Origin of the sequence: Roseivivax halotolerans (assembly GCF_900115815.1) — a bacterium.
In the GTDB taxonomy this organism is placed as follows: domain Bacteria; phylum Pseudomonadota; class Alphaproteobacteria; order Rhodobacterales; family Rhodobacteraceae; genus Roseivivax; species Roseivivax halotolerans.
The window spans coordinates 106802-120154 of record NZ_FOXV01000009.1; the positions used below are offsets into that span (position 1 = coordinate 106802).

Consider the following 13353-nt stretch of genomic DNA (forward strand, 5'->3'; position numbering starts at 1 on the left):
GATTGTCCCCGATATGGGCACGCATTTTTTCCGCAGAATTACCGCCATTTCCAGCATGATCGGCGCGATCGGGCTTGGCTCTGCCACGCTGGCCGAGCCGCAGCATGGCATCGCTATGTATGGTGAACCGGCACTTCCACCGGATTTTGTGGCCCTGCCCTACGCCAACCCGGACGCCCCGAAAGGCGGCCGTATCGTGACCGCGGAGGTCGGCAGCTTCGACAGCCTCAACCCCCATATTCTCAAGGGCTCCAGCCCATGGGCGCTGCGCTTTACGGCCTATGAGAGCCTCATGGGCCGCAATTGGGACGAGCCCTTCACGCTTTACGGGCTTCTCGCCGAATCAATCGAGGTGCCGGAGGACCGCTCCTGGGTCGAGTTCACCCTTCGCGAGGAGGCGGAGTTCTCCGATGGCACTCCGGCGACGGTCGAGGATGTGATGTGGTCCTACGAGACGCTCGGCACCGAGGGCCATCCGCGCTACCGCGGAGGCTGGGACAAGGTCGCGAGCATGGAACAGACCGGGCCCCGCTCCATCCGCTTCGACTTCAATGTCGAGGATCGCGAATTGCCGCTGATCCTCGGTCTGCGTCCGATCCTGAAGAAGGCGCAATGGGAAGACGAGGACTTCACCGAATCGGGCCTCGACACAATCCCGATCGGAACAGCGCCCTACGTGGTCGAGGATTTCGAGGCGGGCCGCTACGTCTCGCTCCGCCGCAACCCCGATTACTGGGGCCGCGATCTGCCCTTCATGCAAGGCCAGGCGAATCTCGACGAGATCCGGATGGAGTTCTTCGGCGATGCCCAGGCGATGTTCGAGGCGCTGAAAGGCGGCATCATCAACTCCCACCGGGAGACGAATGCCGACAAATGGGAAACCCAGTACGATTTTCCGGCTGTCGAGCGCGGCGATATCGTGAAGTCCGTGATCCCGCACCAGCGCCCCTCGGGCATGATCGGCTTCGTGATGAACACCCGCCGCGACGCCTTTGCGGATTGGCGGGTGCGCGACGCCATGATTCACGCCTTCAACTTCGAGTTTATCAACGACGCGATGACCGGCGGCCAACAGGAGCGGATCACCTCCTATTTCTCGAATTCCGTACTCGGAATGCAGCCGGGCCCCGCCACGGGTCGCGTCGCCGAATATCTCGAGCCTTACAAGGCCGAGCTTCTGCCCGGCGCGATGGAAGGCTACGAGTTGCCCGCCGGCGACGGCTCGGCCAGGAACCGCGGCAACGTGCGCCGTGCCATCTCGCTTCTGGAAGAGGCCGGCTACACGATCGAAGACGGCGTCATGACCGCCCCGGACGGTGAGCCTTTCACCTTCGAGATCCTGCTCGCCCAAGGCAGCCAGGAAAACCAGGCGATCATCGACCTGTACACGCAGGCGCTGGAGCGGCTCGGCATCGCGGCGCAGGTCACGGTGATCGACCCTGCCCAGCATACCGAGCGGATCAACAATTTCGACTTCGACATGGCTTATTACCAGCGCGGTCTGTCGCTCTCGCCCGGCAACGAGCAGAAGCTCTATTTCGGCGCGGAGGCCGCCGACCAGCCTGGCTCGCGCAACCTCATGGGCGTGAAAAGCACGGCAGTGGACGGGCTCATCGACGCGATGCTGAACGCCGGCAGCACCGAGGATTTCACCGCCGCGACCCGTGCGCTCGACCGGGTTCTGACCTCCGGCCGCTACGTGATCCCTGTCTACCAGTGGAACGTGAGCCGTATCGCCCATGCCAAGGAACTGACCTATCCCGAGACGATCCCGATCTACGGCGACTGGTTCACCTGGCAGACAGACGTCTGGTGGTGGGAAGAGGCGGAGTGAGGCGGCACGGGCCATCCCTCATTGGGTTGGCCCGAATGCCCGGGCGCTGACGGGGCGACACTGTCCCCAAGCGGCTAAGCGGCCCTATCCGCGGTTTCACACCAGCGACGTCACCCAAAGGATCGTGGCATCGTCCTCGCTGACCGAGACGACATTGTGCCCCATCGTCGCGTCGTAATAGGCGCTGTCGCCGCGACGCATCTCGATGGGTTCGTAGAACTCGGTATAAAGCCGGACGACGCCCGTGAGCACGTAGAGGAACTCCTCTCCGTCGTGGCGCACCCAGCCGTCGAATTCCTCCATCCGCCGGGCCCGGATGCGTGCCCGATAGGGCAGCATCGCCTTCTTGGTCAGTGTCTCGGCCAGAAGCTCATGCTCGTAGGTCACGGTTGCCTGAGGCGCGCCCTGCCCGGCCTTCGTTGTCGCGAGCCGTCCGTTCACCTGGCCGCGCTTGGGCGGAGTGAAAAGCTGCGGGACGGATATCTCGAGCCCGGTCGCCAGCTTCTTCAGCGCATCATAGGTGGGCGACATCTGCCCGTTCTCGATCTTGGACAGGGTCGACCGCGCCAGCCCCGCCTGCCGCGCCGCCTGTTCCAGCGTCCAGTTCCGCGCCTTGCGAAGATCGCGCACGCGCTCGCCGAGGTTCAAGGGCTCGCCGAAGGCGTCTTCGCCGGTCTCGCGGGCGATCCGGATGAGGTTTCGCGGGTCATTGTCGGACATGACGGAGTATCTATGGCGCAGCCCTCAGGCTTGCAAGCGCGGCGCAATCTGCCATAGGCGACCGCTATGGAAGCGATTTTCGACATGGGTCCGGCCGAGCCCTGCCCCGCGCCGTTCAACCTCGCCGAGCACGTGCTGGGTCACGGCCATGCGCCCGAGGACAAGATCGCGCTCGCGGTGGTCGGTCCCTCGCGGGCGGAGCGCTGGTCCTACGCGCGCCTGATGGCCGCGGTGCGCGGCGTCGGTACCGGGCTTCTGGAGCAGGGATTTGCTCCGGGCGATATCGTCCTTATGCGGATCGGCAATCAGCCCGAATTTCCGATCGCCTATCTCGGGGCGATTGCGGCGGGGCTCGTGCCCGTTCCGACATCGCCGCAACTGACCGAAAGCGAGGTCGCCGCGATGATCGCCGATCTCGCACCGGCGACGATCCTGCACGCGCCGGACGTGCCGTGCCCCGATGCCGCATGTTCCGTAATCGATACCCAGACCATGCGCGGCTGGTATGCATTGCCGCCGGTCGACTGGCATCGCGGCGATCCGAACCGGCTTGCCTACATCGTCTATACCTCGGGCACGTCAGGGACGCCCCGCGCGGTCGCCCATGCCCATCGCGCGATCTGGGCGCGGCGGATGATGGTGACCGGCTGGTACGGTCTCGGCCCCGATGACCGGCTTCTCCATGCAGGCGCGTTCAACTGGACCTTTACGCTCGGCACGGGTCTACTCGATCCTTGGAGCGTTGGCGCAACCGCATTGATACCGGCGGCGGGGGTCGAACACGCGCAGATCCCCTTGCTGCTGCGCCGACATGAAGCGAGTCTTTTCGCCGCAGCACCAGGGGTTTACCGCAGCATCCTCAAGCATCACGACAAGCTCGATCTGCCTCGGCTCCGCCACGGGCTTGCCGCCGGCGAGAAGCTCGCCGGGCCGATCCGCGAGGCTTGGCGCCATGCGACAGGCACCGAGGTCTACGAGGCGTTCGGCATGTCCGAATGCTCGACCTTCATTTCGAGCGCGCCGGACAGTCCTGCCGATCCCGATGCGCTTGGCCGTCCGCAACCTGGTCGGCGTGTTGCCATACTGGGTGAAAATCGGCCCGTAAGCATCGGAGACGAGGGCGAAATTGCCATACACCGCTCCGATCCCGGTCTCATGCTCGGCTATCGTGGCGCAGAGCAAGAGACCGCCGCGCGCTTTCGCGGCGATTGGTTCGTGACCGGCGACAAGGGCCGTATGGACGCCGAGTTCCAGGTCTTCTACCTCGGCCGCGCCGACGACATGATGAACGCCGGCGGCTACCGCGTCTCGCCCATCGAAGTGGAAGCAGCGCTTCTGGCGCATCCCGGTATCGACGAAGCCGGCGTCACCGACGTGGAGATCAAGCCTGGCGTGAGCATCATCGCGGCTTTCTGGGCAGGCCCCGAAGCGCTGTCCGACACGGATCTTGCCGCCTGGTGCGAAACGCGGCTTGCCCGCTACAAGCAGCCGCGTCACTTCCAACGACTTGAAGCGCTGCCCAAGAACGCGAATGGAAAACTTGTACGGAAGGAGCTGAAAGCGCAGATTTCCCTCTGAAATCGCGTGACAGCGAGCGAAAGGAGGCCCCGTGGCCAAACTCGATATCTTCTCGGACCCGATTTGCCCCTGGTGCTATATCGGCAAAGCCTATCTCGACCGCGCGCTCGAGGCGCATCCGGATCACCCCTTCGAGATCGCCTGGCACCCCTTCCAGCTCAACCCGGACATGCCGGCGGACGGCATGGACCGGCGCGCGTATCTCGAAGGCAAGTTCGGCGGCAAGGACGGCGCGGTTCAGGCCTATATGCCGGTTCTCCAGCAGGCCAAGGATGCCGGGCTCGAGATCGACTTCGAGGGGATCGAGCGCACACCCAACACGCTCGATGCTCATCGCCTGATCCACTGGGCCGGGATCGAGGGACGACAGACCGCCGCGGTCTCGGCGCTGTTCCGCGCCTATTTCAAGGAAGGCCGGGATATCGGCGATCATGACGTCTTGGCGGACATTGCCGATCAGATCGAGCTCGATGCGAGCGTGATCCACCGCCTGCTCGCCTCCGAGGCCGACCGCGAAGAAATCGCGAACCGGGATGCAGCGGCGCGCGAGATGGGGCTAACCTCGGTGCCGACCTTCATCGTGGCAGGCCGCCACGCGGTGCCGGGTGCCCAGCCGCCCGACCTTTGGAAAAAAGTGATCGAAGAGATCAAATCGGGTGCACTCGACGAGGACGGTTAGGAATTCTTCAGGAATATTCGGTATGCAATCGCATACGATCTTTCGCCTGTCACATCACGGGCGTAAGAGGAGGCGAGAGACGAGTCATACCTGACGGAGAGTGCCCCGATGTCCAAGATCAAGGTGGAAAACCCCATCGTCGAGATGGATGGCGACGAGATGACCCGCATCATGTGGGATTTCATCAAGCAGAAACTGATCCTGCCCTATCTCGATCTCGACCTTCTATATTACGATCTCGGCATCGAGGAGCGTGACCGCACCGAAGACCAGATCACGATCGACGCAGCCGAGAAGACCAAGGACGTGGGCGTCGCGGTCAAATGCGCGACCATCACGCCCGATGAGGGCCGGGTCGAGGAATTCGGCCTCAAGAAAATGTGGCGCAGCCCGAACGGAACGATCCGCAACATCCTTGGCGGCGTCGTCTTCCGCGCGCCGATCATCTGCAAGAACGTGCCGCGTCTCGTGCCGGGATGGACGAAGCCCATCGTCATCGGGCGTCACGCCTTCGGCGATCAGTACCGCGCCACGGACTTCCACTTCCCCGGCAAGGGCAAGCTGTCGATGAAGTTCGTTGGCGAGGACGGCACAGTGATCGAGAAAGAGGTTTATGATGCGCCGTCCTCGGGTGTCTACATGGGCATGTACAACCTTGACGACTCGATCCATGATTTTGCCCGCGCCTCGCTCAATTACGGTCTGAACCTCGGCTGGCCGGTCTACCTGTCGACCAAGAACACGATCCTCAAAGCCTATGACGGCCGGTTCATGGAGATCTTCCAGAAGGTCTACGACGAGGAATTCCGCGAGGCATTCGAGGCCAAGGGCATCGAGTACCAGCACCGCCTGATCGACGACATGGTCGCCTGCGCGATGAAGTGGAACGGCGGTTTCGTCTGGGCGACGAAGAACTACGACGGCGACGTGCAGTCGGATACTGTCGCACAGGGCTTCGGCTCGCTCGGCCTGATGACCTCGCAGTTGATGACGCCGGACGGCAAGATCGTCGAGGCCGAGGCCGCGCACGGCACCGTGACGCGCCACTTCCGGCAGCACCAGAAGGGTGAAGCAACCTCGACGAATTCGGTCGCGTCGATCTATGCCTGGACCGGCGGGCTCAAGCACCGCGCCAAGCTCGACGACAATGCAGCGCTCATGACCTTCGCTGAAACGCTCGAGCGCGTTGTCGTCGAGACGGTAGAATCCGGATACATGACCAAGGATCTCGCGCTTCTCGTGGGCCCGGATCAAAGCTGGCTGACGACGATGGGCTTTCTCGAGAAGATCGACGAGAACCTGAACAAGGCGCTCAGTCTCTGAAGGCGCGCTGCCCGCTTTTTGGGCAGCCCCTTGCAAGATATACGTGTTTGAGGGGCGCGATCCGGTCGCGCCCCTTGTCATTCCCGCAGCGCAACCCATGAAAGCCAAGCATGATCCTGCTCGAGAACCCGCCCGCCGACCGGCATACGCTGGCCGAAGATTTTCAAGGAATGCTGATCGGCTGCACCCTCGTTGCACTGTCGATCCAGTTCCTGCGCGCCTCGGAGCTCATCACAGGCCAGATCGCGGGTCTCGCGCTCGTCGTCGCCTACCCGACCGGCTGGAGCTTCGGCGCGATCTTCTTTGTTTTGAACCTGCCATTTTACTGGCTGGCGATCCGGCAGATGGGCTGGCGCTTTACCGTGAAAAACTTCGTCGCTGTCACCACCATGTCGATCATGGCGGACCTCATGCCCTTCGTTCTCGAAGTGCAACCGCTGCACCCGGCTGTCGGGGCGGCGCTTTTCGGTCTCTGCGCGGGAATGGGCCTTTTGGGTCTGTTCCGGCATGGGGCGACCCTGGGCGGTGTCGGGATCGTGGCGCTTTGGCTTCAGGACACGCGCGGCATCAAGGCGGGCAATACGCAGCTCGCCTTCGATCTGTGCGTCTTCGCCATCGCGCTCTTCCTGTTTCCGTGGGACCGCGTGCTCTGGTCGCTATTGGGCGCGGTGATCCTCAATCTCATCATCACGATCAATCACCGCCGCGACCGGTATATCGCGCGCTCCTAGCGCTTCGGCGCATCGTCGTATCGCCCGTCGAGCGGCCGCTGACGCGCGCCCTCGGGGTCGTCATACTGCCCCCGCGCGATGGTCCAGACGAAGGCACCGAGACCGAGAAGGCCGAGCCCCACTGAAACCGGGATGAGAAAGACCAGAACGTTCATTCGCGCCCCCTTGCTGCATTGAGCGAGACAGTGACAGACGACGTGGACATCGCAATGGCCGCGATGAAGGGCGTTGCCAGACCCGCGAAGGCGATCGGGATCGAAACGAGGTTATAAAGCACCGCGAGGCCGATATTCTCTTTCATGCGCGTCTTCGCCTGCCGCGCCGCCGCGATCGCATCCGCAACCGGCCCGAGCTTGTCCGACAGAAGCACGAGATCCGCCGCATTTCGCGCCGCATCGAGAGCCGAAGACGGCGCGATGGAGGCATGTGCCAGCGCAAGGCTTCCCGTGTCGTTGAGACCGTCGCCCACCATGAGCGGGCGTGCGCCCCTCGCTGTCGCCTTTTCGATCCAGCGCGCCTTCTCTTCGGGGCTCATCCGCGCATGGGCGTCGTCGATCCCGAGCGTCTCGGCGAGCCGCGCGACCGGCTCGGGCGCGTCGCCCGACAAAAGAACGACCGGCAAGCCCGCGGCGCGCAGGCGCGCAACCGTGTCTTCCGCATCCGAGCGCAAGTCTTCGCCGAGCGTGATCGTGACATGACTTTCATCCGCGCGCTGAAGGGCCGTTGCGCCGGTCGCGCCGATCCAGTCGGCACGGCCTAGACGAATCTCGCGCCCGCCCTGGTTTGCACAAACGCCCTTGCCGGGGATTTCGCGGATATCCGAAAGCTCAAGCGGCGCAATACCCCGAGCCGCCGCAGCATCGCAGATCGCCCGCGAGACCGGATGAGCCGAGCCCATCGCAAGCCCCGCCGCCAAGGCGAGATCCGCGTCTCCCAGCTCCGTTTCAAGACGCATCCGCCCGGTGGTCAGCGTCCCGGTCTTGTCGAAGACGACCATGTCCACCTCGGCGAGACGCTCCAGCGCGGTGCTTGATTTCACCAAAAGCCCCTTGCGGAAAAGCCGCGATGTCGTGACCGTCGAGACGGCGGGCACGGCAAGACCAAGCGCGCAGGGGCATGTGATGACAAGCACCGAGATCGCCACGTCGAGCGACCGCCAGCCATCCCCCGCCGTCAGGTACATCCAGAGGACGAAGGCCGCAGCGCCCAGAATGTGAACAACCGGCGCGTAGATTTTCGCCGCGCGATCGGCGAGCCCGGCATAACGGCTTTTCTGCGTCTCCGCTGCCGCGACGAGATCAGCAAGGCGGCGCAGGCTGGTATCGGCGCCCGCGCGGATGGTGCGGATGAGCAGTGGGCCGGTCAGCGTCACCTCGCCCGCCGCGACGGTATCCCCGGCGGAGGCGGCTTCGGGCTGGCTCTCACCGGTCAGGGCAGAGCGATCAAGATCGGTCGCCCCTTCGAGGATGATGCCATCGACGGGCAGTCTGTCGCCGGGCCGGACACGAATGATCTCGCCCGGCAAAAGGTCGGCGGCGCGCACGACGACATCGCCGCCCTCCTCCACCCTGAGCGCTTGCGGCGCCTCGAGCGCGGCCAGCTCCGCCGCGGCGGAGCGCGCGGAGGAGCGTCCGCGGTGATCGAGATATCGGCCGATCAGAAGGAAAAAGGTCAGCGCCAGTGCGGCATCGAACCATCCCGCGCGATCATGTCCGAGGAACGCGCCGGCCACGGACACGCCAAGCGCCAGGACGATGGCCAGTGAAATCGGCACATCCATGTTGAGCCGCCGAGCCGACAGCGCGCCAAGCGCCGAGGCGAAGAAAGGCCGCCCGGAATACGCGACGGCCGGAACCGCTATCATCGCTGCGATCAGGTGAAACAGATGCGCCGTTGTCGCTGCCGCGCCGGACCAGACCGCAACGGACAGAAGCATCACGTTCATCATCGCGAAGCCCGAAACGCCCATCCTGAGCAGCAGGTCACGATCCGAAGAGTCCTGACCACCCAAAAGCGCCGGGTCGAAACGCTGCGCGCGGTGCCCGGCGCGTGCGAGAGCGTCGATCATAACATCGGCGTCGATGCCGCCACTCGCGACTAAGGCGCGCTTGAGTGTCAGGTTGACGCGCGCCTCGCGCACGCCTGGCAACGCGTTCAGCGTCTCTTCAACACCGGCGATACAGGCCGCGCAGTGAATGTCGGGCAGATGCAACACGAGGTCGGCGGCGACCCGCCCGCCTCGGGCAGGCTCGGGCAGAGCGACGCAGGCAGGGCACGCGGCGGTCATGCGCGCACCCATAGAAGAATGCGCTTCTCGACGGGCGTGCCGTCCGGCGCGGTCGCGCTTACGTCGATGCGCCAGCGACCGGGCTCGAGGTGAACCGGCATGGCGTGACCGACGGCGGCACGGCCATCGAGATCCTGCGCTTCCATTGTCGGTCGGCCGACCCGCACGGCAAGATCCGCGGGAGTGAGCGCATTGCCGGCCATGTCCGTCATGTCGATCCGGAGCGCGGTGCCGTCATAGCTCGCCTCGATGGTCCAGCCGAGCGCCTCCTGCGCCGCGCGGCGATCGTCGAAGTCCTGGCTCGCCACGTAGGAATTGTCGACCTCAAGCCCCGGGAAGGTTCGCACGGCGTTCACGGCCATCGCGATATTGACGCCGATGATGATGGAGAAACCTGCGGCGAACATGGCGAAGACCTTGCGGCCGGACATCGTATGCGTGGTGGCGGTGCTCATTGCGATCCCCTCCCGGTGAATGTGGTTTCGGAATAGGCGCGTTCGCCTGACATGAGATCCTCTACCCAGAGGCGGATCTCGGTGCGGTCGCCCTCGGCGATCTCGTTCTCCGGCCCGGCCATGACATAGACGCGTGTCAGCGCCTGGGTGTCGGCGGGCACGGAAACGGTGTTGCCGCTTCGGCCTTCGATTTCGAGCGCCAGATCCTGGCCGAAGCCGGGCGCGACCAGGAAGACGCGCTCCTCTCCGTGCTTGTTGAGGATGCGCACGTCGTAGGCATTGCGGACCGTACCGTCGGACATCGTCACGAAGGTCGGATTACGCACGGGCGCGACGGTCAGTTCGATTTCGGGCCGGATGAAGAGAAGGAAGACGAGGCCGAACCCGATCCCGGCCCAAAGCACCGTATAAAGGATGTTCCGGGCGCGCAGGATATGGACCCAGAGCGAACGCGGCTTCTCACCGGCGCGTTCGCGCGGCGCATCGGACAGGGCAATGTAGTCAATCAGCCCGCGATCCTTGCCGACTTTCTCCATCACTTCGTCGCAGGCATCGATGCAGAGCGCACAGGTGATGCAGGCCATCTGCTGGCCGTCGCGGATGTCGATCCCCATCGGGCACACGTTGACGCAGGCATTGCAATCGATGCAGTCGCCCGGGCCATCCAGGGGCAGCGTGCCGCCAGCCGTGTCCGGAATGCCCGGCATCTTCAGCGCGGGCGAGCGGCCGCCGATCTGCGGACCGGCCGCACGGGTCACCGTTGTCTCGGAGGTCGCGCTGGCCGCTTCCTTGCGCCGGCGCAGGCCCTTGCCGCGCGGCTCGCCCCGCCATTCGCGATAGGCGACGGTGAGCGTGTCCTCGTCCATCATGGCGCCCTGGATGCGCGGCCAGGGACACATGTAGATGCAGACCTGCTCTCGCATGAAGCCGCCGAAGACCACGGTCGTGAAGGTCAGGATCGCGATCGAGAAATAGGCCACCGGAGGAGCCGCGAATGTCGCGAGATCGCGCGCGAGCGTGGGCGCGTCGGCGAAGTAGAAAACCCACGCCCCGCCCGTAGCGATGCCGATGAGGACCCAGAGCGTCCATTTCGTCAGGCGCAAGCGCGCCTTCATGGCCGACCACGGCTGTTTGTGCAGACGCAGGCGCGCATTGCGGTCGCCTTCCACCCAGCGTTCGACCAGTAGGAAAAGGTCGGTCCAGACCGTCTGCGGGCAGGCATAGCCACACCAGACGCGGCCCAAGGCGGCGGTAAAGAGAAAGAGCCCCAGCCCCGCCATCACGAGAAGCCCCGCGACGAAGTAAAATTCGTGCGGCCAGATCTCGATCCAGAAGAAGTAGAAGCGCCGGTTCGCAAGATCCACGAGCACCGCCTGGTCGGGCAGGTTCGGGCCGCGATCCCAACGGATCCAGGGCGTGAGGTAGTAGATCGCGAGCGTGACGCCCATGATCCACCATTTGAGCCTGCGGAACGTGCCCGAGACCCGCCGCGGGAAGATCGGCTCCCGCGCGGCATAAAGCGAGGTGTTCATCGAATCGTTGGTCGACATGGAAGGATGTCCTTGGCCGGTTTAACGGTGTCCTCGCATGCCGGGCCCGGTGCCTTCCTTGACGCAGATCAAACCGCATGGAGCGTGGGTTATTGCTCACCGATGCATGAGGAAGCGGCGGGCGCGAAAACGCGCCACCATGCAAAAAGGGGCAGCCCCGGCCAGGACTGCCCCGATCCCGGCCTGCCACCTTTCGGTCAGCAGGACCGGACCCTCGCTCCGCGATCTCCCTTCCAGACCGCGAAGGGGGTATCCTATTCGGCCGGAGCCGATGCCTCGCCGCCGCCCAGCTGGTGGACATAGGCGGCAACGGCCTTCACTTCGTCTTCGCTGAGACGCGGCGGGCCCCAAGCGGGCATCACCCCGAAGCGGGCATTGGCGATGGTCGTCGTCAGATCCGCATCGCTGTCGCCGTAGAGCCAGATCGCGTCCGTAAGGTTCGGCGCGCCGAGTTCACGCATGCCCTTGGCGTCCTCGCCGTGGCAGGATGCACAATTGTCGGCGTAAAGCTGACCGCCCTCACCCTCCAGTGGATCGGCACCTTCGTCCAGTGTCTGGACATGGGCGACGAGCGTGGCGATCTCTTGCTCGGCAAGGATGTCGCCGAAGGCCGGCATCTGCGAATAGCGGGCGTCCGGGTCGTCCTCGTTGCGGATGCCGTGGCGCACCGTGTAGGCGATGTCCTCGATCGTGCCGCCCCAGAGCCAGGCATCGTCCAGAAGGTTGGGGTAGCCCTTTGCACCCTGGGCACCCTGCCCGTGACATTGCGAGCAATTGGTGCGGAAAACGGCCGCGCCGGCATTGATCGCGTAGTTCTGCAGCGCGTCATCCTCGGAGATCGCGGCAAGCTCGGTCGATATGAGCTCTGCGCGGATGTCCGCATTGGCCGCCTCGGCCTCGGCGATCTGTTCAGCCACTTCGGCCCGAGTGGACCATCCCAGAACCCCGGCGGAGGCCGTCGAGACGAGCGGCCATGCGGGATAGAGGATCGTGTAGATCACGCCCCACACGATCGTCGCGTAGAAGGTCCAGAGCCACCAGCGCGGCAGCGGCGTGTTGAGCTCGGTGATCCCGTCCCAGTCATGTCCGGTCGTTTCCGTGCCGGTCACGTCGTCCTTTTTCTTAACGCTCATCTTGCGTCTCCGATCTTGTCGTCAGCGGCAGCGCAGGCGCATGTCGCGCAGCTACCGTTGCAGGCACGGGGCGCGTCTTCTGACCCGAAGATCGACTGCGCCGCGTCGTCATGCAGCGGGCGGGAGCCGGGCCGGAAGGCCCAGCCGATCACACCGAGGAAGAAGAGAAACAGCATGAGCAGCACCCAGCTGTCTGCCAGTTGTCTCAGGAAGGAATAGGTGTCCATCGGCCCCTCCTATCGGCTTGCATCGGCCGAGAAGGTCGAGAAATCGACCAGCGTGCCGAGCATTTGCAGATAAGCGATCAGCGCATCCATCTCGGTCAGCGCCTCCTGCCCGTCGAAATTACGCACCTGCGCGCCGGGATAGCGTTCGAGGAGACCGTCGTAGTCGCCGAACGGATCCACCTGGACCCGGAAATCGGTGACGGCGGCGTCGATCATCTCGTCCGTGTAAGGCACGCCCACGAGCCGGTGCGTCACCATGAGGTCGCGAATATGATCCGGCTCGATCTCGGCGCGGGCGAGGTAGTCGTATTTCGGCATGACCGATTCCGGCACGACCGCCTGCGGATTGGCGAAGTGATCGACATGCCACGCGTCCGAGTAGCGACCGCCCACACGCGCAAGGTCCGGCCCCGTGCGCTTGGAGCCCCACTGGAACGGATGGTCGTACATCGATTCCGCGGCAAGGCTGTAATGGCCGTAGCGTTCCACCTCGTCGCGCATCGGGCGGATCATCTGGCTGTGGCAGACGTAGCAGCCTTCACGCACGTAGATATCGCGGCCCGTCAGCTCGAGCGGGGAATAGGGGCGCACGCCCTCAACTTCCTCGATCGTGTTTTCCAGCCAGAAGAGCGGTGCGATCTCGACGATGCCCCCGATCGTCACCACCAGGAAGGACGAGACCAGAAGCAGGGTCGCGTTCTTTTCAAGGATGGCGTGCTTGTCGATGAACTTCGAATGATGCGGAAGCTCGTTCGGGATGCCGCCGTCGCCCGGCTGGACGACCTTGGGGTCGTCCTTGGGATTCGTGATCTTTTCGTTATCCTTGGTCATGTCAC

At 64.3% G+C, this 13353-nt stretch carries 13 protein-coding genes; 5 read left to right on the forward strand and 8 right to left on the reverse strand.

All coding sequences use genetic code 11. The features are described 5' to 3' along the window. The first annotated feature begins 13 nt into the window (after positions 1-13). The gene (locus BM171_RS13240; RefSeq protein WP_093013213.1) at positions 14-1834 is read left to right on the forward strand and encodes an extracellular solute-binding protein; all 1821 of its coding nucleotides are present in this window, start codon (positions 14-16) and stop codon (positions 1832-1834) included. Positions 1835-1930: 96 nt separating this feature from the next. Here BM171_RS13240 and BM171_RS13245 read toward each other — a convergent pair whose 3' ends face one another. Continuing rightward, complete coding sequence (locus BM171_RS13245; protein ID WP_093013216.1) at positions 1931-2554, reverse strand: helix-turn-helix domain-containing protein; 624 nt, start codon at positions 2552-2554, stop codon at positions 1931-1933. Positions 2555-2620: 66 nt separating this feature from the next. Here BM171_RS13245 and BM171_RS13250 point away from each other — a divergent pair, with 66 nt between their 5' ends. From BM171_RS13250 to BM171_RS13265, 4 genes are all read left to right on the forward strand, one after another. Beyond that, on the forward strand, positions 2621-4132 hold the full coding sequence (locus BM171_RS13250) for a class I adenylate-forming enzyme family protein (protein ID WP_093013219.1): 1512 nt from the start codon (positions 2621-2623) through the stop codon (positions 4130-4132). A gap of 31 nt (positions 4133-4163) precedes the next feature. After that, positions 4164-4811, forward strand: coding sequence for a DsbA family oxidoreductase (locus BM171_RS13255; RefSeq protein ID WP_093013222.1), 648 nt, complete (start codon positions 4164-4166; stop codon positions 4809-4811). A gap of 108 nt (positions 4812-4919) precedes the next feature. Beyond that, on the forward strand, positions 4920-6134 hold the full coding sequence (locus BM171_RS13260) for an NADP-dependent isocitrate dehydrogenase (RefSeq protein WP_093013224.1): 1215 nt from the start codon (positions 4920-4922) through the stop codon (positions 6132-6134). Positions 6135-6244: 110 nt separating this feature from the next. Further along, complete coding sequence (locus BM171_RS13265; protein ID WP_093013227.1) at positions 6245-6865, forward strand: YitT family protein; 621 nt, start codon at positions 6245-6247, stop codon at positions 6863-6865. Here the strand turns inward: BM171_RS13265 and ccoS are convergent. The 7 genes from ccoS to ccoO form a co-directional block, all read right to left on the reverse strand. Beyond that, a complete protein-coding gene (gene ccoS / locus BM171_RS13270) occupies positions 6862-7020 on the reverse strand; it encodes a cbb3-type cytochrome oxidase assembly protein CcoS (protein WP_093013229.1) in 159 nt (52 codons plus the stop codon). The genes BM171_RS13265 and ccoS overlap by 4 nt on opposite strands. Continuing rightward, positions 7017-9152, reverse strand: coding sequence for a heavy metal translocating P-type ATPase (locus BM171_RS13275; protein WP_245760265.1), 2136 nt, complete (start codon positions 9150-9152; stop codon positions 7017-7019). The genes ccoS and BM171_RS13275 overlap by 4 nt, the downstream gene beginning before the upstream one ends. Then, complete coding sequence (locus BM171_RS13280; protein WP_245760266.1) at positions 9149-9607, reverse strand: FixH family protein; 459 nt, start codon at positions 9605-9607, stop codon at positions 9149-9151. Before BM171_RS13280 ends, BM171_RS13275 begins: the two co-directional genes overlap by 4 nt. Continuing rightward, complete coding sequence (gene ccoG / locus BM171_RS13285; protein WP_245760267.1) at positions 9604-11157, reverse strand: cytochrome c oxidase accessory protein CcoG; 1554 nt, start codon at positions 11155-11157, stop codon at positions 9604-9606. The genes BM171_RS13280 and ccoG overlap by 4 nt, the downstream gene beginning before the upstream one ends. Positions 11158-11411: 254 nt before the next feature. Beyond that, positions 11412-12290, reverse strand: a complete 879-nt coding sequence (ccoP, locus tag BM171_RS13290) for a cytochrome-c oxidase, cbb3-type subunit III (RefSeq protein ID WP_093013235.1) — start codon at positions 12288-12290, stop codon at positions 11412-11414. After that, positions 12287-12517, reverse strand: a complete 231-nt coding sequence (locus BM171_RS13295) for a cbb3-type cytochrome c oxidase subunit 3 (protein ID WP_093013238.1) — start codon at positions 12515-12517, stop codon at positions 12287-12289. The genes ccoP and BM171_RS13295 overlap by 4 nt, the downstream gene beginning before the upstream one ends. Before the next feature lie 9 nt (positions 12518-12526). Then, positions 12527-13348, reverse strand: coding sequence for a cytochrome-c oxidase, cbb3-type subunit II (gene ccoO, locus BM171_RS13300; RefSeq protein WP_093013241.1), 822 nt, complete (start codon positions 13346-13348; stop codon positions 12527-12529). Positions 13349-13353 lie beyond the last annotated feature (5 nt).